This window comes from Microvirga antarctica, from assembly GCF_017921815.1.
GTDB classification, from domain to species: domain Bacteria; phylum Pseudomonadota; class Alphaproteobacteria; order Rhizobiales; family Beijerinckiaceae; genus Microvirga; species Microvirga antarctica.
In genome coordinates this window covers 1,036,177-1,058,339 of record NZ_JAGEMM010000001.1, presented here as the reverse complement: position 1 = coordinate 1,058,339, position 22,163 = coordinate 1,036,177, and the positions used below count along the sequence as shown (strand labels likewise).

The 22,163-nt window shown below is 61.3% G+C and carries 17 protein-coding genes; 9 read left to right on the top strand and 8 right to left on the bottom strand.

What is annotated here, in order from left to right:
• The first annotated feature begins 142 nt into the window (after positions 1-142).
• The 3 genes from J4G32_RS05065 (at position 143) to J4G32_RS05055 (ending at position 6,624) form a co-directional block, all read left to right on the top strand.
• Positions 143-1,555 (top strand): mannose-1-phosphate guanylyltransferase/mannose-6-phosphate isomerase, encoded by a 1,413-nt coding sequence (locus J4G32_RS05065; protein WP_210485028.1) that lies wholly within the window; start codon positions 143-145, stop codon positions 1,553-1,555.
• 268 nt (positions 1,556-1,823) lie between these two features.
• The gene (locus tag J4G32_RS05060; protein WP_343232587.1) at positions 1,824-4,001 is read left to right on the top strand and encodes a two-component system response regulator; all 2,178 of its coding nucleotides are present in this window, start codon (positions 1,824-1,826) and stop codon (positions 3,999-4,001) included.
• Positions 4,002-4,128: 127 nt separating this feature from the next.
• Complete coding sequence (locus J4G32_RS05055; RefSeq protein WP_210485026.1) at positions 4,129-6,624, top strand: ATP-binding protein; 2,496 nt, start codon at positions 4,129-4,131, stop codon at positions 6,622-6,624.
• A gap of 23 nt (positions 6,625-6,647) precedes the next feature.
• Here the strand turns inward: J4G32_RS05055 and J4G32_RS05050 are convergent, their stop codons facing one another.
• From J4G32_RS05050 to J4G32_RS05015, 8 genes are all read right to left on the bottom strand, one after another.
• Positions 6,648-7,679, bottom strand: coding sequence for a crotonase/enoyl-CoA hydratase family protein (locus J4G32_RS05050; protein ID WP_210485025.1), 1,032 nt, complete (start codon positions 7,677-7,679; stop codon positions 6,648-6,650).
• A gap of 327 nt (positions 7,680-8,006) precedes the next feature.
• Entirely contained in the window at positions 8,007-9,239 is a 1,233-nt protein-coding gene (locus J4G32_RS05045) for a phenylacetate--CoA ligase family protein (protein ID WP_210485024.1), read from the bottom strand.
• Between the two features lie 26 nt (positions 9,240-9,265).
• The gene (locus J4G32_RS05040; protein ID WP_210485023.1) at positions 9,266-10,108 is read right to left on the bottom strand and encodes an ABC transporter ATP-binding protein; all 843 of its coding nucleotides are present in this window, start codon (positions 10,106-10,108) and stop codon (positions 9,266-9,268) included.
• 80 nt (positions 10,109-10,188) lie between these two features.
• The gene (locus tag J4G32_RS05035; RefSeq protein ID WP_210485511.1) at positions 10,189-11,508 is read right to left on the bottom strand and encodes an ABC transporter substrate-binding protein; all 1,320 of its coding nucleotides are present in this window, start codon (positions 11,506-11,508) and stop codon (positions 10,189-10,191) included.
• A 64-nt stretch (positions 11,509-11,572) separates the two neighbouring features.
• On the bottom strand, positions 11,573-12,658 hold the full coding sequence (locus J4G32_RS05030) for a branched-chain amino acid ABC transporter permease (RefSeq protein WP_210485022.1): 1,086 nt from the start codon (positions 12,656-12,658) through the stop codon (positions 11,573-11,575).
• 9 nt (positions 12,659-12,667) lie between these two features.
• A complete protein-coding gene (locus J4G32_RS05025) occupies positions 12,668-13,618 on the bottom strand; it encodes a branched-chain amino acid ABC transporter permease (RefSeq protein WP_425515501.1) in 951 nt (316 codons plus the stop codon).
• A 2-nt stretch (positions 13,619-13,620) separates the two neighbouring features.
• On the bottom strand, positions 13,621-14,436 hold the full coding sequence (locus tag J4G32_RS05020) for an ABC transporter ATP-binding protein (RefSeq protein WP_210485020.1): 816 nt from the start codon (positions 14,434-14,436) through the stop codon (positions 13,621-13,623).
• Positions 14,433-16,403, bottom strand: coding sequence for an AMP-binding protein (locus J4G32_RS05015; RefSeq protein WP_210485019.1), 1,971 nt, complete (start codon positions 16,401-16,403; stop codon positions 14,433-14,435). The genes J4G32_RS05020 and J4G32_RS05015 overlap by 4 nt, the downstream gene beginning before the upstream one ends.
• Before the next feature lie 140 nt (positions 16,404-16,543).
• Here J4G32_RS05015 and J4G32_RS05010 point away from each other — a divergent pair, with 140 nt between their 5' ends.
• The 6 genes from J4G32_RS05010 (at position 16,544) to J4G32_RS04985 (ending at position 22,121) form a co-directional block, all read left to right on the top strand.
• Complete coding sequence (locus J4G32_RS05010) at positions 16,544-17,443, top strand: LysR family transcriptional regulator (protein WP_210485018.1); 900 nt, start codon at positions 16,544-16,546, stop codon at positions 17,441-17,443.
• Between the two features lie 67 nt (positions 17,444-17,510).
• Positions 17,511-17,909: a DUF930 domain-containing protein gene (locus tag J4G32_RS05005; protein WP_210485017.1), complete on the top strand. Its 399-nt coding sequence runs from the start codon at positions 17,511-17,513 to the stop codon at positions 17,907-17,909.
• A gap of 222 nt (positions 17,910-18,131) precedes the next feature.
• Positions 18,132-19,529, top strand: coding sequence for a circularly permuted type 2 ATP-grasp protein (locus J4G32_RS05000; RefSeq protein ID WP_210485016.1), 1,398 nt, complete (start codon positions 18,132-18,134; stop codon positions 19,527-19,529).
• A 25-nt stretch (positions 19,530-19,554) separates the two neighbouring features.
• Positions 19,555-20,499, top strand: coding sequence for an alpha-E domain-containing protein (locus J4G32_RS04995; protein WP_210485015.1), 945 nt, complete (start codon positions 19,555-19,557; stop codon positions 20,497-20,499).
• A 3-nt stretch (positions 20,500-20,502) separates the two neighbouring features.
• Positions 20,503-21,324, top strand: a complete 822-nt coding sequence (locus J4G32_RS04990; protein ID WP_210485014.1) for a transglutaminase family protein — start codon at positions 20,503-20,505, stop codon at positions 21,322-21,324.
• A gap of 47 nt (positions 21,325-21,371) precedes the next feature.
• A complete protein-coding gene (locus tag J4G32_RS04985; RefSeq protein ID WP_210485013.1) occupies positions 21,372-22,121 on the top strand; it encodes a proteasome-type protease in 750 nt (249 codons plus the stop codon).
• Positions 22,122-22,163 lie beyond the last annotated feature (42 nt).

Below are 22,163 nucleotides of genomic sequence, written 5' to 3'. Positions count from 1 at the left end.
GGTCAGGAACGAATCGCGAGGCCCCGTCCACGCATGGCTCACCTGTCCGGCGGTGGCCTCGGACGGGTCAAGCTTGCAGTGCGCGCAGCATTGAGGTCAATACTCGGCGCGTGAAAGTTCGGGTTAGCAGGATCGTCAGGTCATGAACGAAATCATCCCCGTCCTGCTGTCGGGCGGGACCGGCAGCCGCCTTTGGCCCCTGTCGCGCGAGACCTACCCGAAGCAATTGCTGCCCTTGCTCGGCCCGGAGACGCTTCTTCAGGAGACGATGCGGCGCGTCTCCCCGTCAACCGCCTTCGGCCCGGCTTTTGTGATTGCCAACAGCGAGCACCGGTTCGTCATCGCCGAGCAGCTTCGCGCGATCGACCGCGCCGATGTTCAGATCGTGCTGGAGCCTGTCGGGCGCAATACCTGCCCGGCCGCCGTCGTCGCCGCCATACTTGCCATGCGCCATCGGCCCGACAGCCTCGTCCTGCTCATGCCAGCGGATCACCAGGTGGCCGATTCCGGGGCCTTCCTCAAGGCGGTCGAGACGGGCGTCCCGGCGGCTCAGGCCGGCCATTTCGTTCTCTTCGGCATTCCGCCCCTCGGGCCTGCAACCGGCTATGGTTACATCAGGTCAGCCAAGACCGGTGAGGCGGTGCGGCCTGTCATGGGATTTACCGAGAAGCCCGACCGAAAGACCGCCGAAGCCTATCTGGCGGCCGGCGGCTACAGCTGGAACAGCGGCATCTTTCTGCTTCCCGCCCGGGCCTTTCTGGCGGAGGTCGAACGCCTCGATCCGGCCATGCTGTCCGCTTGCCAGCGCTCGGTCGAGACGGCGCAGGTCGATCTGGATTTCCTGCGGCTTGACGCCGAATCCTTCGCAAGCGCGCCGAATATTTCGATCGATTATGCGGTCATGGAGAAGACCGCAAACGCTGTCGTCGTGGATGCGGATTGCGGCTGGTCCGACATCGGCACATGGTCAGCCTTGTGGGATGCGGCCCACAGGGACGCGAGCGGTATGGTTGAAATCGGCGACGTGATGTCGATCGACAGCACCGGGTCATATCTGCGCAGCGACGGTCCCCTGGTTGCCGCGATTGGTGTCGAGGATCTCATCGTCGTGGCCACCGCCGACGCCGTGCTGGTGACGCGCAAGGACCGAGATCAGGACGTCAAGACCCTCGTCGAGCAGCTTCGGGCGAAGGATCATCCGACCGCGACCCAGACGCAGCGTGTGCATCGGCCATGGGGTTTTTTCCAGTCTCTCCATATCGGGGAGCGTTTCCAAGTGAAGCGCATCACCGTCCTGCCTGGCGCGAAACTGTCCCTCCAGAAGCATTTTCACCGAGCCGAGCACTGGGTGGTCGTCAACGGCACGGCCCTCGTCACTCGCGATGGAGAGGAGATTCTGGTTCAGGAGAACGAGTCCGTTTATCTGCCCCTCGGCTGTGTCCATCGGCTGGCCAATCCAGGGCGCGTTGTACTCAATCTCATCGAGGTCCAATCGGGGGCTTATCTCGGAGAGGATGACATCGTGCGACTCGATGATCTGTATTCCCGAGTGTAAGTTGTGCGGTAGAACAGTGTTGCGCCGTGAAGTGCGTGATGCAAACGCGATCTCGTGCCACAATGGACAATTAGTGTGATTTTATATCACTCTCACTGAGGTTAGAAGGTTAGCGACAACCTTAGCCTTCATGTAAGAGTCCATTAAAATTAAGAACTTCGCTAGGATGGACATGCGATAGTTGAGGTGTCGGACTCCGAACCACGCGAAAATTTGCAAAGACAGATTCGATGACAGACGGTATGGCCAGGGCGAATAGCAGTGACAGATGGCCAAACAAGATGATGGGCGCTGCTTGATGTCGAGCATCATTATCGTAGACGACCAAGCGACGAACAGGAACCTGTTTGCCCGATTGGCGAAGTCAATCTCAAGCGATATTTCGGTGAATGCTTTCGCCGACCCGCTATCCGCTCTCTCGTGGCTGTCCGAGAACACGCCTGACCTGATCATCAGCGATTACAAGATGCCGCAGATGGACGGCGCGGAATTTATCCGCCGCATCCGCCAGATTCCATCCCTCATCGACCTGCCGGTGGTGGTGGTGACGGTCTACGAGGACCGTGAGTTTCGACTTCAGGCGCTCGAAGCGGGCGCGACGGATTTCCTGCAAAGCCCGGTCGACCACCATGAATTCGCGACCCGAGCTCGCAATCTTCTCAAGATGAGGCACCAGCAACTGCTTCTTGCGAGCCGCGCGGACGGCCTCGAGCGCGAGCTCGAGCACAGCGAACGCTCCCGCGTTCAGGCCCTGCGCGATTCCAGCGAGCGCCTCGCGCAGGTTATCGATACCGTTCCGGCCATGATTTCCGCTGCCGACCGCGACGGCAAGATACTCTTCACCAACGAGTACCAGACCCGCCTTCTGGGCTTGGACCCCGCCAAGGTCGTCGGCCAGGACGCCACAGCATTGTTCGGCGACGAGCAGGGCGCCCGGAGCAAATCGCTGGATCGGGTCGTTTGGGATACGGGACGTCCGATCTCGGCCTTCGAGGAGGAGTTTTCGGATCGCGCCGGCGAAACGCGCACGGTTCTAACGACGAAGTCACCTTTGCGGACGTCGACCGACGCCATTACGGCGGTCCTGACCACATCGATGGATATCAGCGAGCGCAAGCAGGCCGAAGCCCATCTCCATCACATCACCCATCACGACACACTGACGGGACTGCCGAACCGCGTGCTTCTGCAGGAGCGGCTCAATGCCGAGATCGTCCGCTCCCGCCGTGGCAATCGGACGGTGACACTTCATCTCATCGATCTCGACAGTTTCAAGCCAATCAACGACGTGCTCGGGCACACGGCCGGCGACCGGTTCCTGATCGAAACCGCCAAGCGGCTCACGCAACTCGTCGGGAAGAACGGCACCGTCGCCCGACTTGGGGGCGATGAATTCGCGGTCATGCAGACCGGAACGGGTGGTGCCGAAGAAGCCTCGGAACTGGCGGCCCGGATCGGCCAGACCGTCTCCGAGCCCTATGAAATCTTCGGGACGCCGATTGCCACGACCGCAAGCATTGGCATCGCGCTCCACCCGCACAACGCGGCCAATGTTGAAGATCTCCTGCGCAGTGCCGATCTTGCCATGTATCAGGCCAAGTCCGATGGCGGCAATCTCCATCGGTTCTACGTCGAAGACATGACCATGCGCGCCCGAGAGGCGGCAGCGCTTGATGCCGAGCTCAAACAGGCGATCGCCGACGAGCAATTCACGCTTTACTACCAACCGCGGATGGATCTTTCGACAGGGATGATCGTCGGCGCGGAGGCGCTTCTGCGCTGGCATCGGCCCGGGATCGGAATTGTTGCACCGGGCGTTTTTCTGCCCCGGGTCGAAGAGAGCGGTCTCATTTTGCCGCTTGGCGAATGGGTCCTCAAGGAGGCCTGCCAGCGGGCCAAGCAATGGCAGGGTGCGGGACTGCCGACCATACGGGTTAGCGTCAACCTGTCGGCTCTTCAGTTCCGCAAGCAGGATGTTCCAGCGCTGGTCGCCAAAACCCTTGCCACAACGGGCCTGGCGCCCGATTTGCTGGAACTGGAGATCACTGAAAGCATCATGCTGGAGGATACCGAGGCAGTCGTGCGGGATCTGCACGGCCTTCGGGAGTTGGGAGTGAGCATTTCGATCGACGATTTCGGCGTCGGCTATTCGTCGCTGCAATACGTCAAGAACCTGCCGGTGGATCGCATCAAGGTCGATCGATGCTTTATTCGCAATATTACAACGGATCCCAACGACGCTGCCATTTTGCGCGCCATCGTCAGCTTGGGCCACAGTCTGGACCTTGCCATCGTCGGCGAAGGCGTCGAGACAGCCGAGCAACTGGCGCATCTTCGGATCGAGGGTTGCGACGAGGGCCAAGGCTATTATCTGGGAAAGCCTATGCCGTTTGAAGAGTTCATTGCGTTCGTCAAGGCCGACAGCAAGCACGTTCACCTTGCTTAGGTCCGGGTGACGGAGGCCCGTCATGGTGGTCAAATCGTCAGTCTTGTCGGCCACGTGGGGGCGCGCCACCCGCGCGCTCAAGCGTGTCCGCACAGAACTGAAGAGGCGGCCAGACACCGAACACGAGATGACGATCAACCGCTTCGTGTTGAGCGGCATCGTGCTGACCTATCTCAGCGTCGCAAGCGTGCTCGGCAGCGCCGACGCGGCAGCCATGCTGGGCGAGACCGCCATCTACTTCGCGGCCTACGATCTTCTGTCGCTCGCCCTCTTCCTGCACATCCTCTATCGGCCGGGCGTCTCGGTGACGAGGCGGCTTCTGGCCATCGTTCTCGATCTTGGCCTGTTCTCCTATGGCGTTGCGGTAGGCGGAGAATCGACAGCCGCCCTGTATCCCATCTATCTCTGGGTGATCCTGGGAAACGGCTTCCGGTTCGGCGTCAAATACCTGTTCGCCGCCTGTTTCGTTGCGGTCGTCGGCTTCACCTATGTGATCGCCGTGAGCGATTTCTGGCACCAGCACCTGGCACTGAGTACAGGCCTTCTGGTCGGCCTCGTGGCTCTTCCGCTCTACGTGTCACGCCTCATCGCGAAACTGTCTGAAACCCAGCGCCAGGCGGAGGCAGCCAGCCGGGCCAAAAGCCTCTTCATCGCGAGCGTCAGCCACGAATTACGCACACCGCTGAATGCCATTATCGGCCTCGGCACCCTGCTCGGAAAGACGAAGCTCGACGCCGATCAGGGCAACATGGCCCGCACCATTACAACGGCCGGCCAGTCGCTCCTTGGACTGATCAACTCCATTCTCGACTTTTCACGGGTCGAATCCGGTCTTGGGCGCGTTCTTGTCAGTGAATTCGACACTTACGCCTCTCTCGATAACGTCCGCCGGATGTTGGCCGTGCAAGTCGGTGACAAGGACGTGCGTCTCAACCTGCACATCACACCCCGCACGCCGCGCTATCTCAAGGGCGATCTTCATGCGCTAGAGGGCCCGCTGATCAACCTCGTCGGTAACGCCCTCAAGTTTACCAGCCAAGGTTTCGTCACTATCGCGGCGGACGCGATCGAGAGGCCCAACGGCACCTACACGCTGCGGATCGAAGTGTCGGACACCGGCATTGGCATTACGCCGGAGGCTCAGGGGCGGATTTTCGAGAGCTTCACGCAGGCTGACGAGACCATTGTCGACCGTTTTGGCGGTACCGGGCTGGGCCTCGCCACCTCAAAGCAACTGGTCGAGCGTGCGGGCGGCACCATCGGTGTTGAGAGCAAGCCCGGCGCGGGGAGCACGTTCTGGTTCGAGATCGACTTTGCACTCTCTGATACCGACGTCGTTCCCGCGCGTACCGTCACTCCGTCTTATGTGCTGCTCTCCCGCGATTCCAGCGTGACGACGCAATTGTCTGCACTGGGCCGCAAGGTCTCCGCAGCGGAGACGATGTCGGAGGCCATCAATCTGCTCGACGCTCTGGCCGCCTCCGCGGCGTCGAACCCGGTCGTTTTCCTGCTGGATGCCGGCGTCCTTTCAGGAGACAGGGTGGAGGCGCTGGCCGCCGCATTCCCCGGCAGGGATTCGGACAAATTCGCCGTTGTGCTGATCGGGACGACTGACGATGACGGGCTGCCGTCCTCCCGCATGAGAAGCCTGTGTGTGACGCGGCTTAGTCGCCCGCTTGACCGGTTCGCCCTCAGCCGTGCTCTGCTGATTGCCGAAAGCCGCTTCCATGCATCCGACCCCCTGGCGTACGATCACGTTCCGGACCGCGGAAAACCGCTCTCTATCCTGGTGGCGGATGACAACCGCACCAACCAGATGGTGCTGAGCAAGATCTTGAGTCTGGCCGATCACGAGGTTGTCCTGGTCGATGACGGCGAGGCCGCACTGGACGCCCTCGAGGAGCATGCGTTCGATATCGTGCTGATGGACGTCAACATGCCGGTCCTGAATGGCATCGACGCGACGAAGCTCTACCGCTTCTCGACGCTCGGCCAGCGGTCAGTGCCGATCGTGGCGCTGACGGCGGATGCCTCGCCGGATACGCGACGGCGCTGCGAGGAGGCCGGGATGGTGGCCTGCATTGCCAAGCCCGTGGAGGCGGAAGAACTGTTGTCGACGATTTCGGCCATCGTGTCGGCTCATGAGGCCGACAATCCTGTGCCGGTGGTGCGCCGTGCTCCGCCTGTCCGATCGGAGGCGCTCCTCACCATGCCTGATGCCAACGGCCGGTCATCTGCTGTTGATCAACGGACGCTTGATCGGCTTGAGCAACTCGGGGACAAGGAGTTCGTCCAGGAAATGGCCCAGCTCTTTGCTGACGATGCCATCAAGACCATTGATGATATCGCGGCTGCGGTTGCTGACGGCAACGCCATTGCGTTCCAGGATTCGGTCCATGCGCTCCGCAGCAGCGCCGCCAATATCGGCGCTCAGGAGATCTTCAAGATGTGTCTCGCCTGGCGGGAGGCCTCCCCCCGCGACCTCGCCGTCAACGGCGAGGAATATCTGTTTCTTCTCAGGAGCGAGTATGACCGCGTGTGCGATAGCCTTGGCGTCGCCCCGGCGACTCCCCCTTCGCCGTTTGGGAAGTCTGCCGAGTGGCACCACACACGCCGTCAGTAACCGTCCTTTGAGACGCCACCGGCTCAGGTCGCGTCTGCCATTGCGGGCTCGCCGATGCGGCGATGCTGGGCAATCGTAAGGCGCTGCATGCGGCGCTGCTCCATCGGGGTCAACTGCATGGCGGTCTCGACCCAGATGTCCGTGACGTCCTTGAGCTCCTCGAGGGTGAGGGGCATGACACGACGACGGATGCGGCTCAGCGCGTGATGAACGGCGTGGCGACGGGCGTTCTCGGCGATGTACTTGCGAACCGCTGCTTCTCCTTCGCCGTCCTCACAGAGGACATCGATAAGGCCCATGTCGAACAACTTCTCGGCGCTGTAGATCTCCCCGCTCAGGATCATTTTCTCGGCCTGGACCGGGCTGAGCTTGCGCGACAGGAAGCTCGACGCGCCCATGCCCGGGAAGAGGTTGAAGAGAATTTCCGGCAGTCCGAATTTGGCGCTGCGCTCCGCGATGATGACGTTGAATGAAAGCGCGCCTTCGAAGCCGCCGCCGAGCGCGTCGCCCTGGACCAGCGCGATCGTCTGGATCGGCAGGTCGAAGCCGGTCCACATGTGATAGGCAACATTGACACAATCATGGGCGTAGCGGCGCAGGCCCTCGCGGTTGCCATTGCGAATGCAGTCCAGGAAGAACGACAGGTCGCCGCCGAGATTGTAGATGCCCGGGATGCGCGAGGCTCCGACAAAGTACTGGATCGCCTCGTTGTTGGCGCGGTCGCTCGCGTGAAAATCCTGGACGGATTTGCGCAAGGCAATCAGGTCACTGAGCATGCCCTTGGTGAAGCTCGGAGGGCCCTTGGGGTTCATGTAGCACCACAGGGACCGATCGCTCGGGCTCAGCACGACGTCGAGTTCATTGTAGTTCGGCGCAAGAAAACGGAGTTCGCTCGGGAGGACCGGCTGACGCTCTGTCTCACGGCGAGCCTGCGGGGCCATCTGTGCTGGCGCGTCCGACGCGCTCGGGTACTGGAGCCCCTCGACCACCGGGCCGACCTTGAGAGCGGAATAGTTATGGATCTGCTGTGCATCCCAACGCATGGTGACGGTCATGTATTCTCTCCGATGTTGAAAGCTGAAAGTTGCCCCCGCGGTTTTAACGGCGAGGTTAATAAAAGGTTAATTCAGTTCGGTTTTATTTCCATTCAGAATATGCTCAATGCACCAAGCATGGTTAAAATACCTTGCCTGGATCTCAGCAGCATAAACCCTAGCGTGTAGCGTATAATTATTGATATAACGTTGCGGTACGTAGGGACGGTTGTAACTTTAAGTTCTGTTTATTGCTGTTTGCGCAATATGAAGTCCGGTTTTCAACGGGAACGCGCAATAAGCTCGGCTATTTCGCAAGGACGCGAAATATGACCCGAGAGGACGCACTCATTCAATAGGACGCTCGTCGGAGATAACTTTCCCATCATCGGGAAGAGTTCCGGGTGCGACAATTTCGACACGACCCCGTAACTTGGTGACAGATTGCAACGTGTGGGAGATTTTAGAAACTAACTCATTTCCAGGTTGAGGCGCTTCGCATCGCAACGTCATTGCATCGCTGGCTCCGTTTCGGGTGACGGTCAGCCGCAATTTACCGACTTCAGGATGGCGCTTTCCCACGGCGGCGATCTGCTCAGGCCGGACGAACATCCCTTTGACCTTGGTCGTCTGGTCGGCCCGACCGAGCCATCCAGCGAGGCGTCCATTCGTTCGCCCGGACAGACTGGCGCCCGGGAGCAACCGCGTCAGATCGCCCAAAGCGAAGCGGATGAGCGGATAGTGGGGATCGAGGGTCGTGACCACAATCTCCCCGATCTCACCTTCCGAAACGGGCTCTCCGGTGCCAGGGCGAACAATCTCGACAATGAGGTTCTCGTTGATCACCAAGCCATCGCGCGCGGGCGTCTCGTACGCGATGACGCCGATATCGGCTGTGGCATAGGCCTGGAAGGCGTCGATCCCGCGCCGCGTGAACTCCTCCTCGAGGCTCTTGGGGAAGGCTGCGCCGGAGACGAGGGCGCGCGTGATCGACGAGACGTCCTGGCGGCCCGTCTCGGCCGCGGTAAGGATGATCTTGAGAAAATCCGGCGTTCCGCAATAAATGCCTGGACGGAATGCCTCAATGGCAGCGAGCTGCTGCTCGGTGTTGCCGGGTCCCGCCGGAATGACGGCGCAGCCCAGTTCCCGGGCCCCGGAATCCATCATGAAGCCCGCCGGCACAAGGTGATAGCTGAAGGTGTTGAGAACGATGTCGCCCGGCCGAAAGCCCATGGCGTGCATCGCTCGGGCTGCGCCCCACACATCGCTCTCAAGGCTCTCGGCTTCGAAAATGGGTCCAGGCGACTGAAACAGCCGGGCGAAAGCGCCCGGGTTATGGGTGGCCAATCCTCCAAAGGGCGGTCGCCTGCGCTGGAGCTCAGGAAGGTCGGACTTGCGCAGAACGGGCAAGCGGCTCAGCGCGTCGCGTCCCGTGACGGCGGAGGGCTCAACACCGGCAAGGTGCTCTCTGTATGTCTCGGATGTCATCGCACCGGCGAGAACGGCTGGAAGGCGCTCGAACAAATCGCGTTCCCGCTGCGCGGGCGCGCGCGTATCCAACGTGTCGAAGTATTGGGTCATGGCTCACCTCTCCGGCACTGATTCCGTCAGGCCAGCCAGCGCTTGCGGCGCTTGTAGCTTTTGACATTCCGGAAGCTCTTCTGCGATCCGTCCGCCACACCGAGGTAGAATTCCTTCACGTCCTCGTTCTGGCGCAGGTCTGCGGCGGGACCGTCCATGACCACCCGCCCGGTTTCGAGAATATAGCCGTACGTCGCGTATTTCAGCGCCATGTTGGTGTTCTGCTCGGCGAGCAGGAAGCTGACCCCCTGCGTGGCATTGAGCTTCTGGACGATCTCGAAAATCTCTTCGACCACCTGAGGGGCGAGGCCCATGGAGGGCTCGTCGAGCAAGATCATCTTTGGCCGGCTCATCATCGCCCGGCCGATCGCGCACATCTGCTGCTCGCCGCCCGATGTGTAGCCTGCCATGGAATGCCGCCGCTGCTTCAGGCGCGGGAAGTAATCATAAATGCCCTCAAGGTCCGTCTTGATGGCCGCGTTGCCATCGCGTCGGGTGAATGCTCCGGTCAGGAGATTCTCCTCAATGCTCAGATGCCCGAAGCAATGGCGGCCCTCGAGAACCTGGATGCAGCCCCGTTTGACCAGATGATGCGGCGACAGCTTGTCGACGCGCTCCCCCGCAAACACGATAGAGCCCTTGGTGACCTCTCCCCGTTCTGCATGGAGCAGATTCGAAATTGCCTTGAGCGTCGTGGTCTTTCCCGCGCCATTCGCCCCGAGCAACGCCACGATTCCCCCCTGCGGAACACTCAGCGACACGCCTTTCAACACAAGGATGACGTGATCGTAGATCACCTCGATATTGTTGACGATGAGGATGGCATCCGGAGGTGCTTCGGCGGAGATCGTCGGGGCTTCATGTGGCATGACTGGACTCAGCTCTTCTGACTCGTCCCTATGAAATGGGTATTGCGCGCGGCAGACTGGTCTGCCGCGCGCGTGGCGCTTTACGAGGCCTTGTCGCAGGCCTCGCTGCGCTTCGGCCATCCCGCGTTTTTCTCCGCGTAATCCTTGGCAGCGCTGTCGAGGAGTGGCTTCACCTTGTCGACCATGGGCGGAATGGCATCCGATACCTTGACGAACGCCTTGCCGTCCCATTCCTGCATGAAGGTTGCGAGGTGGCCGTTATGGTCGGCACAGGTAAGCTTGATCGGCTGGGCGAACCCCTCCATCCCCATGGCCTTCAGCCTCTCGGCGTCCACATTCATGGTCTCAAGACCACGACGCACATCTTCACCGGTCACGACCTTCTTGCCCGACAGCATCTGCGCATTGCGGATGCCTTCCGCAATCAGCATGGAATTGTAGACGCCGCGATTGTAGAGAAGCTCGCCGACCTTGTCCGGGTTTGCCTGGCTCAGCTTCTTGTCGACCACGTGCTTCTTGATTTCGGACAGAGCCTTGTAGTTTCCGTCCGCTGAATGCCAGTTCAGGGTGCGGAAGCCCTTCGCCGGCTCGCCCGTCGCGCGCAGGTCGTCATCGCCCGGCCACCAGACTGAGAAGAACTTGTTCATCGGATAGCCGGTGCGTGCTGCTTCCTTGACGGCCGCCCCATTCATCGCGCCCCAACCCCACAGAACCATGAAGTCCGGTTTGTCACGGCGCACGTTCAGCCATTGCGAGGACTGGTTCTGCATGTCCTGCGCAGCAATGGGGTAGAACTTCACTTCGAAGCCATAATCCTTGGCCAGTTGCTCGAGCAGCGGGATGGGTTCGCGCCCAAAGCCCGCATCGAGAAAGATGTAGCCGAGCTTCTTTCCCTTCAGCTTGTCGAGCCCACCCTCCTGGGCGCCGATATAACTGATCACTTGCGACAGGCCGTCCCAGTAGGTGGCGGGCGGGTTGAACACCCACGGAAACGTGGTCCCGTCCGCCGATGCCGACAGGCCGTAGGCCATGGAGAGGATCGGCACCTTGTCCACGGCTGCGCGCGGAATGAGCGGCAGCGTTATGCCCGTCGACCATGGATTGACGATAACGGGATTCTTGGACTTGATGGCCTCGTAGCACTCGATTCCCTTCTTGGTGTCGTAGCCGGTCTCGCATTCCTCGAGGATCAGCTTCACGCCGCCAATTCCTCCGTCGCGTTCGTTCAGCATGGTCAGGTAATCGCGCATGCCATCGGCAATCGGTATGCCGGAGCCGGCGAAGGCGCCTGTGCGATAGGTGAGCAGCGGAACGTAGATTGAATCCTGAGCGGTCGCGGTCGCCGGTAGCAACGGCGCGCAGACAACAGCTGCCAGGGCAAGCGATTTCAATGTCGACATGGCCTTCTCCTCCGTGATGGTTCCGGCTTCTGTGGCGCCGGTTTGGTTCTTCATGGACTGGTGCTCAATAGGGGAACGGCCAGACACGAAGCTTCTGTTTCCCGATCTGCCAGAGCCGTGCGAGGCCGTGCGGTTCGACGATCAGAAAGAAAATGATGAGCGCGCCGACAATCATGAAGCGCAGGTGCTCGATGGTGGCAGCACTGACGCCCAGCCCGAAAGGATTCAGGACCGCGGGCACGACCATCCCCAGAACGATCGGCATGATGAAGATGAGGGCGGCCCCCATGAAGGAGCCAATGAGACTGCCAAGTCCGCCGATGATCACCATAAACAGAATGAAGAACGACTGGTTGATGTTGAAGACGTCATACTCGGCGCCGCCGTACCAGAGAAAGACCAGAAGCGCGCCCGCGACGCCGCAGAAATAGGATGAAACGGCAAAGGCCAGGAGCTTCGTCCGCAGGAGCCGGATGCCGATCAGCTCGGCCGCGATGTCCATGTCCCGCACTGCCATCCAGGCGCGCCCGACGCGGCCATGAACGAGGTTCGACGCCACCCAGGTGAGGCCGATCACCATCGTCAGGACCACGAGATAGCGGGTCTCAGGCGTCGCCGTCGCGCCGACGATCGGGATGCCGAACAGGGTGCGCAAGGGTGCCTCGATTGCACCGGAGACATTGTAGTTGACCAGCCACGGAACGCGGATGAAGCACCATTGCAGGAAGAATTGCGCCGCCAGCGTCGCGACGGCCAGATAGAAGCCCTTGATGCGCAATGATGGCAGGCCGAACACCACGCCGATCGCCGCCGCGAAAAAGCCGGATGCGAGAATGCACAGGACGATGTTGAGGCCGGGAAAGAGCGTCGTGAGCTTGTAGCACGCATAGGCCCCGACTCCCATGAAGGCACCGGTTCCAAGAGACAGCAGGCCGGTATAGCCCGTCAGCAAGTTGAGGCCGATTGCTGCAAGCGAGAAGATCAGGAACGGAATCATGACGGCCTGGAGCAGAAAGCTGTTGCCGGTGAGCGCGAGCGCGTAGGCACATACGATGATGACCGCCAGCCCGATCCGGTCCTCCCGCAGCGGGAAGATCGCCATGTCGGCGGTATAGCTGGTCTTGAATTGGCCGGCCTCGCGATAGAACATTCAGCCTCCTCAAATCCGCTCGATGATCTTGTCGCCGAACAGGCCCTGCGGCCGATACAGCAGGAAAAGCAGGGCGATGATGTAGGCAAGCCACGTTTCGATGCCGCCGCCGACGAGGGAGCCCCAGTAGAATTCGCCGAGCTTCTCGCTCACGCCGATGATGAGGCCGCCCACGATAGCACCTGGAATGGAGGTGAGGCCGCCGAGGATCAGCACGGGCAGCGCCTTCAGGGCGACGATCTGCAAGGCGAAGGAGACATCGGAGCGCGCGCCCCACATAATGCCCGCGACAAGCGCCACGATGCCGGCCGCAAACCACACGATCACCCAGATCTGTCCGAGGGATATGCCGACGGACAGGGCGGCCTTGTGGCTGTCTGCCACCGCCCGGAGAGCCCGGCCGATGCGGGTCTTCGAGAAGAACACGGCAAGGATTGCGATGATCAGTGACGCAATGACCGCCGCCGCGATGTCGATGTGCTGGAAACGGACCAGCCCGCCCAGGAGATCGAGATCGGTGGAGCCTTGGGGCAGGTAAAGCTCTCGCGTGATCATCTGCTTCGGACTTCCGCCAAAAATAAGCTCGCCGAAGCCGATGAGGAAGTAGGTCAGCCCGAACGTCGCCATCAGGAGGATGGCGTCCGGCTGATTGACGAGCGGTCGGAGCACCACGCGCTCGACCGCCACGGCGAGAACGAACATGACGCCGATGGTCAGTATGAGGGCGAGAAGGGCCGGAACGCCCATCTCGTGAAACCCGACGAGGGTCAAGGCTGCAAACACCACCATGATGCCCTGCGCGAAATTGAAGACGCCCGATGCCTTGAAGATCAGCACGAAGCCGAGCGCGATCAGGGCGTAGAGAACGCCCGCGACAAGTCCCTCCCACAAAGTCTGGATCAGAAGATCGGGCGCCGAGCCCATGAGCACGAAGGGTTCGACGAAAATGCTGTAGAGCATGTTCATGCCTGATCCCCCTCATGCGCCAGGCCCAGATAGGCGGCGACGACCCGCTCGTCGCGCTTGACCTCCTGCGGCGTTCCGTCGGCGATCTTGCGACCGTATTCGAGGACCACGACCCGATCGGACAGGTCCATGACGACGCCCATATCGTGCTCGATCAGCGCGATGGTGGTGCCGAAATGCTGGTTCACATCGAGAATGAAGCGGCTCATGTCCTCCTTTTCCTCGAGATTCATCCCAGCCATCGGCTCATCGAGCAGCAGAAGTTGTGGCTCCATGGCCAGCGCGCGCCCCAGTTCGACCCGCTTCTGCAACCCATAAGGCAGCTTGCCCACTGGAATGCGACGGATGTGCTGGATCTCCAGGAAGTCGATGATGTCCTCGACGACGCGCCGATGCGCCGTCTCCTCCTTGAGCGCCGGGCCGTGCCGAAGCAGCTGCCAGAAGAATCCCGAATGCATCTTCAGGCTCCGCCCGGTCATGATGTTGTCCAGCGTGGACATGCCTTTGAACAGAGCGACGTTCTGAAACGTGCGCGCGATACCGCCCGCAGCGGCGGCGGACGGGCGCATCCGCCGCCGACGCTCACCGTTGAACGTGATGCTGCCCTGCGTCGGGTGATAAAACCCATTGATGCAATTCAGCATCGATGTTTTTCCCGCGCCATTGGGGCCGATGATCGCGCGGATCTCCCCTCTGCGAATATCGAAGGAGACATCCGACAGCGCCTTCACGCCGCCGAACGAGAGCGACACGTTCTCGACCGCAAGCAAGCTCGCCACATCCACTGTGACCGGCATTTCGCGCCCGTTCATGCCGCGCTCTCCAGTCTGGTCGCGGTCACGGGATAGAGCGTCATGTCGCGGATATGGACCCGCGCAGAAATGGTGCCCTTGCGCCCGTCCTCGAATGTGACTTCCGTCGCGACGTCCGCGTCCTGCGTGCCGTCGTAGAGCGCCGCAATCAGTGTCGCATAACGCTCGGCGATGAAGCCGCGCCTGACCTTCTGTGTGCGTGTCAACTCACCGTCATCAGCATCAAGCTCCTTGTGCAGAATGAGGAAGCGGTGAATTTGGGCGCCGCCCATTCCGGGCTCGTCGGCAAGCGACCGGTTCACCTCGTCCACATGCCGCGCAATAAGGTCGTAGACGAGCGGATGGCCCGCAAGCTCCTGATAGGAGGCGTAGGTGACGTCGTTGCGCTCCGCCCAATTGCCGACGGCAACCAAATCGATGTTGATGAAGCACGCCACCGCATCGCGCTTGTCGCCAAATGCCACTGCCTCCTTGATGTTGGCGTAGAACTTCAGCTTGTTCTCGATATATTTCGGCGGGAACAGGGAGCCGTCGCCAAGGCGCCCCACATCCTTCGCCCTGTCGATGATCTTGAGATGGCCGTCGGGATCGAAGAAGCCCGCATCCCCTGAGCGGACAAACCCGTCGCTGGTCTTCGTCTCCGCGGTTTTCTGCGGATCCTTGTAGTAACCCACAAAGACGCCGGGCGATCGATAGAGAACCTCGCCGTTCTCGTCGATACGGATTTCGACCTGCGGCGCCGGCCTGCCGACCGTGTCGGCACGGATTTCTCCGTCCGGATGCATCGTGACGTAAATCGCCGCCTCGGTCTGTCCATAGAGCTGCTTGAGATTGACACCGATCGAGCGATAGAACCGGAACAACTCAGGCCCGATCGCTTCGCCGGCGGTGTAGCCGACCTTGATCCTGGTAAATCCGAAACGGTTGCGCAGTGGGCCGTAGACAAGGGCGTTGCCGATGCCGTAGAGCCCTCGATCCCATGCGGAAACCTCCTTGTCGCCATTGAGAATCCGCTCGCCAACGCGGTTCGCAAGGGCGAGAAAGTACGCGAACATCTGTCGTTTCAGTGCACTCGCGTCCTCCATGCGGACCATGGTCAAGGTCAGCAGATTTTCGAACACCCGCGGAGGGGCAAACACATAGGTGCTGCCGATCTCACGCCGGTCTTCCGCGACGGTCTCTGGGCTCTCGGGGCAGTTGACGCAGAAGCCGGCAAGGATGCCCTGGGCGTAGGAGAAAATATGGTCGCCCACCCAGGCGATCGGGAGATAGGCGAGGATTTCATCGGTGTCTGTGAGGTTGTCGAAGCTGCAGCCAATCTCGGCGGCTTTGATGACGTTGTCATGGGTGAGCATGACGCCCTTGGGGCGCCCGGTGGTACCCGACGTATAAAGAATGATGGCAAGGTCCGAGCCGCTCCCCTTGCGGCACTCCGCCTCGACGGAAGACAGGATGTCGGTCTGACGACATCGCTCGCGCCCGGCTTCGATCACGGTGTCGAGCGCGTGGAGCCGCGTGTGGTCGTAGTCCCGCAGGCCCCGGTCCTTGTCGTAGAGAATGTGGACGAGCGTCGGCACCTGGTCGATGACCGACAACAGCTTGTCGACCTGCTCCTGGTCCTGCACCACCGCGTGGGTCACCTCCGCATGGGCAAGCACATAGGCGATCTCGTCTGCCACCGAATCCGCGTAGACTGGGATCGGGATGGCGCCCAGCCATTGGGCTGCCGCCATCGACCAATAGAGCCGCGGACGGTTCGCGCCGAGAATAGCAAGCTTGTCGCCGCGCGCCAGGCCGAGGGTCTGAAGCCCCGCCGCGTAGGCGCGGACATTCTCGTGGACGTCCCGCCAGGTCCAACTCTGCCAGATCCCGAAATCCTTGTGGCGAAAGGCCGTGCGCGCGGGACGAACCTGCGCGTTCAGCGCAATGAGCTTGGGGAAAGTGTCTTCGCGGGCGGTGACCGCCATCAGGCCTTCCTCCGTGCACGCTCTCGCCGCCATAGGGTCGGGGAGCGATGGCCCTTTGGGCTCTTGCGAGAAAAACTTAACAGCCTCCGTTTCTTTCAGTAAAGTGCGAAAAGATCGAAGATTTCGTTCGAGATATTCGAATGCATCCCAATTTGATTGATCATCTGACGGCTTTTATTGCCGTCGCGGAGACATCGAGCTTCTCGGAAGCAGCCCGTCGGCTTGGGCGGGCGGTCTCGACGGTCAGCTATTCCGTCACCCGTCTCGAAGAATCGTGCGGGTTGCAATTGCTCGCCCGCGGGGTCGCCCGCCCGAGCCTGACGCCCAACGGCCGGGCCCTGTTCCGCGAGGCTCAGGCAGCGGTCGAGGGGGCACGGCGGTTTGCCGCCCATTCGAAGGCCCTTGAGCGTGGAGAGGAAAACCGTATCCGCCTTGCGATGGATGTCCTGTTCCCCTTTGCGCCCCTGATCACCGCACTCAATGCGTTTGGCGCCGCCCATCCACATGTGCAGGTGCAGATTTTCGCCAGTTCGCTGAACCGCCTCTGGGACGACCTGAAATCCGGCACGCTCGACCTGTGCCTGGCGCCGCTGCGCGACGTGCCGCCCGATGTTGAAAGGCAGGCGCTGGCTGCCATCGAACTCATCCTCGTGGCGGTTCCAGACCATCCCCTCGCACAACTGAACGAGCCGTTTTCGCTGACCGAGTTATCCCGCCACAGACAGCTCTATTACGTGGGCTCTCCCAACGTCGACACGGAGCGCATGAGCCGCGTCTTCGGTACCGATGTCTGGACCGTCAGCGACCTGCTGATCCTGCGGCACCTGATCCTGTCAGGAGTCGGGTGGAGTTTTGGAACGGAGGCGTTCTTCGCCGAAGACCTCGCATGCGGCCGGGTTGTCCGGCTGGATTGCAGCGACCTGCGGATCGATGCCCGCTGGACGTTCGGAGCCATGTGGCACATCGACCAGCCGCCCGGGCCGCTGGGAAAAAGGCTGCTCGAAATGGTCAAGCTTGCAACCGCGTCGCCTTGGCCCTGATGGCCTTGATGTAGCCACGGTTGGGGATGATCCCAGCACGCTCGCCATCCGACCACGGAGTCTTCGCTTGCCGATCGCCTTTCGGTCCTTGACCATCCCGGCCTTCCTCGTCCTTTCCCTTGTCCCCGCCCAAGCTGCCAGTCATCGATCCGACAAGGCCCTCGATCGCCTTGAGCCGATGACACGCATGATGGAGGTTTGCGGAATCAAGGCAGGCGAAGCTTTGCGGCGAGAGCCCGCCTACAAGACGGTCAACCGGGTGGTGGTCGACGCCATGGATATGCCCGAGATCGAGAACCATGTGGTGACCGGAAGCGGCGGGGCCGTTCGCGACAAGGGCCGGTGGTATCAGCTTCAGTTTGCATGCACGCTCACCGAGGATGACAGGAGCGCCGTCTCGGTGACGTACACCGTCGGCAACGAGATCCCTGAAGAACAGTGGGAAGAGTTCGGCCTCTGGAAATAGGCCCTCGGGCTCAAAGTGGCCTGCACCCGGCGACCGAAGGACCGGAGGTCGCCCGTTTCATCATCACATGACTCTTTTGTGATCATCGCCTGCCTCTGAGGCAGACGGGATTTCGCTTGTGCTGACCCGATCTGTCCCTCTACCCTAGTCGTCAGACGCTCATTTCACAGAGCGCGGGAGGCGAACGGCCACACGGTGACGTCGAGATCCATATTCGATGAGATGAGCGGCAGCGACGGGATGACCCGGGAAGCCTACCGCGTGCTTGAAGGCTGGTTGCGTTCCGCCCCGCCACAGTTGCTCGAGCATCGGCGCGATGAGGCCGAGCTTCTGTTCCGCAAGGTTGGAATCACGTTCGCGGTCTATGGCAATGCCGAGGCCGAGGAGCGGCTGATCCCCTTTGACATCATCCCCCGCATCATGTCCGGCCCCGAATGGGCGCACCTGTCACGGGGGCTGGAGCAGCGGGCAAGGGCGCTCAACCTGTTCCTGAAGGACATCTATGGCGCCCGTGAGATCCTGCGCGCGGGCATCGTGCCGCCGGACCTCATCTTCCAGAACCCCCATTACCGGCCCCAGATGAACGGCCTTGCGGTCAGCGGCGGCATTTACGTTCAGGTCGCGGGGATCGACGTGGTGCGCGTCGACGACCAGGACTTTTACGTTCTCGAAGATAACCTCCGTACCCCGTCTGGTGTCTCCTACATGCTGGAGAACCGGGAGGTGATGCTGCGTCTGTTTCCCGACCTCATGGCGATGCAGCGCATTCGCCCGATCGAGAACTACGTCGACGAGTTGTTCGCGACACTGAAATCGGTGGCGCCGGAGCGCAGCGCATCCGATCCCGTGGTGGTGCTCCTGACCCCCGGTTCCTACAACAGCGCGTATTACGAGCACAGCTTTCTGGCGGACCGGATGGGTGTGGAACTGGTCGAGGGGCGCGACCTCGTCGTGCGCGACGAGGTGGTCTATATGCGCACCACCGAAGGGCCCAAGCGCGTCGACGTGATTTACAGCCGGCTCGACGACGACTTCCTCGATCCGCTGGTGTTCAGGCCGGATTCGGCGCTCGGCGTTCCTGGCCTCATTGCGGCCTACCGCGCGGGCAATGTGACGATTGCAAACGCTCCCGGCACGGGCGTCGCCGACGACAAGGCCATCTATAGCTATGTGCCGGACATCGTACGCTTCTACATGGGCGAAGAACCGATCCTGAAAAACGTGCCCACATGGCGCTGCCGCGAGCGCGAGTCGATGTCCTACGTTTTGGACAACCTGCACGAGCTGGTGGTCAAGCAGGTCAACGGGTCGGGTGGATACGGCATGCTGGTGGGTCCTCATTCCACAACAGAGATGTGCGAGCATTTCCGCGGCCTGATCCGCGCCAATCCGGACAATTACGTCGCGCAGCCCACACTGGCTCTGTCGACGAGTCCCGTCTTCACCCAAAGCGGCCTCGCACCCCGCCACGTGGATCTGCGGCCGTTCGTCCTGACCGGCCGCGATGGCGTGAGGATGGTGCCGGGGGGCTTGACCCGTGTGGCGCTGAAGGAAGGTTCTCTCGTCGTGAACTCCAGTCAGGGTGGGGGCACGAAAGATACGTGGGTCTTGAGCGAATGAACGGCGACCAATCGGGAGCAGATGCGTGCTGAGCCGTGATGCAGACAGTCTCTACTGGCTTTCGCGCTACGTGGAGCGCGCGGAGAATCTCGCGCGCGTGCTCGACGTTGCCTATCGCATGGCGTCGATGCCGCTGTCCTACAACGGCGTTGACAGCAACGAATGGGAATCCGCCCTGATCACAGCGGGCGCCATGGAGGAATTCAAGGAAGTCTACGACGAGGTGACGCCTGAACGGGTCATCGAGTTCCTGGCATTCTCGGAAGCCAATCCGTCGAGTATCCAATGCTGCTTCGACACGGCGCGTCAGAATGCGCGCTCGGTGCGCGGCGCCCTGACGTCGGAAATGTGGGAAGCCATCAACTCCGCCTGGCTGGATTTGCGGCGGCTGAACGTCCAGAAGATCCGCGTGCAGGATCTCCCCCGGTTTCTCAATCTCGTGAAGGAAACCTCACTGCGTTACGACGGCTCTGCCATGCGCACCATGCTGCGCAACGATGCGTATTGGTTCTCGCGTCTTGGAGTCTATGTGGAGCGTGCGGACAACACGGCGCGCGTGCTCGACGTGAAGTATCATGTGCTGCTTCCGAAAGACGCCGAAGTCGGCGGCGGGATCGACTATTATCAGTGGGCGGCCATTCTCCGGTCGGTCTCGGCGCTGGTGAGCTATCAGTGGGTCTATCACCAGAACCTGAGGCCCTGGTTGGTGGCGGATCTTCTCATTCTCAGGCAGGAAATGCCTCGCTCGCTTGCAGCCTGCTATGCGGCCCTGTCCAGCCATCTCGACGACATCGCGCATCGCTACGGGACAACGGGGCCGTCTCAGAAGCTCGCGCGCTCCGCCCACGCGCGCCTGACGAACCGGACGATCGACGATATCTTCCAGGACGGCCTGCACGAATTCCTGCAGGACTTCATTGATGAGAACAACCGGCTGGGTCATTCGATCACCAGCCAGTATCTCTGTTGATCCATGCGTATCCGGATCTCTCACGACACGACTTACACCTACAGCGAGCCCGTCAACGCGGCGATGCAGCTGCTCCGGCTCACTCCGCGGGGGCATGACGGGCAGCGGGTCATCTCCTGGTCCATCGAGACCGATTGCGGCGGACGGCTGATCAGGCGCGAGGATTGGTATGGCAACGTCATGCACAGCCTCTACGCGTCGGGGCCAATCGATCACATCGGACTGAAAGTCGTGGGCGAAGTCGTGACGACCGAGCTCGATGGCATCGTCCGAGGTGCGCCCGAGCGTTTTCCCGAGAAGTTCTACCTGCGCGGCACGGCCCTGACCGAAATCGACTCTGCCATGCGGGATTTTGCCGACTCGGCGATCGGGCATCTCGCCTCTCCCCTCGAAAAGGGGCACGTGCTGATGGGTGCGCTCCTCGACCGGCTGACGTTTGACACCGGCGCCACCACCGCCACCACATCCGCCGGCGAGGCCTTTGCTGCCGGGCACGGGGTTTGCCAGGACTTCACCCACATTTTTCTCGCGGCCGCTCGGCACGCGGGCATGCCGGCCCGGTACGTGTCGGGATACCTGCACAAGGCTGACCAGGAACAGCAGGATGCCGGTCACGCTTGGGCCGAGGCCTATATCGAGGATCTCGGTTGGGTCAGCTTCGATCCCACCAACGGCGTCTGCGCGACCCAGCACTATGTCCGTCTCGCCACCGGGCTCGATTATCTTGATGCGGCTCCCGTCAGAGGCAGCTATTACGGGATCTCTCGTGAAGCGCTCGATGTCTCCCTGAGGATTGAAAGCGCAGGCCAGCAATCTCAGGCATAGACATGCCCCAACGGCAACGCGTTCAACGATCGTCTGGAGCGACTCCCATGACCTATTGCGTCGGAATTCTCGTCCGGGAAGGGCTCGTCATGATCGCCGACACCCGCACCAATGCGGGCGTCGACAACATCGCGATTTTCCGCAAGCTTCACATCTTCGAGGTTCCGGGCGAGCGGGTCATTACGCTGTCGACGGCGGGCAATTTGTCGATCAGCCAATCTGTGCTGTCTGTTCTGTCCGAGGGAATTGAGGATCCGCAGACGCAGGAGATCGAGACACTTCTGACCGTGCCCACCATGGTGAGGGCAGCCAGGCTCGTCGGGCGGGCGATCCGCCAAGTCTATGGGACGGACGGGGCCGACATGGAACTCCGCCACATGTCGTTCGACGTGACGATCCTGCTTGGCGGCCAGATTGCAGAGGGCGAGATGCGCCTTTTTCAGATTTATTCGGCCGGGAATGCCATCGAGGCGACCGAGGACACGCCGTTTCTGCAGATCGGGGAGCCTAAATATGGCAAGCCGATCCTCGATCGTGCCATTTCGCACGACACTGCGCTGGTCGAGGCGCTAAAACTCGGGCTCATCTCCATGGACTCCACGTTGAAGTCCAATCTTGGAGTCGGATTGCCGATCGACATCGTGGTCGCCAAGCGCGACACGCTTAGGGCGGACATCCGATATCGTATTGAAGAGGACGAGCCCTATTTCCGTGATCTCCGCGACCGCTGGTCTTCCGCTCTCCGGGCCGCCCATCAGGCGATCCCCCGTCCGCCCTATGCGGCGGAGGGATTCTGAGAGCTATCGGGCTGTCGCGGGACGGTCTGCCCGGGCGGTCCC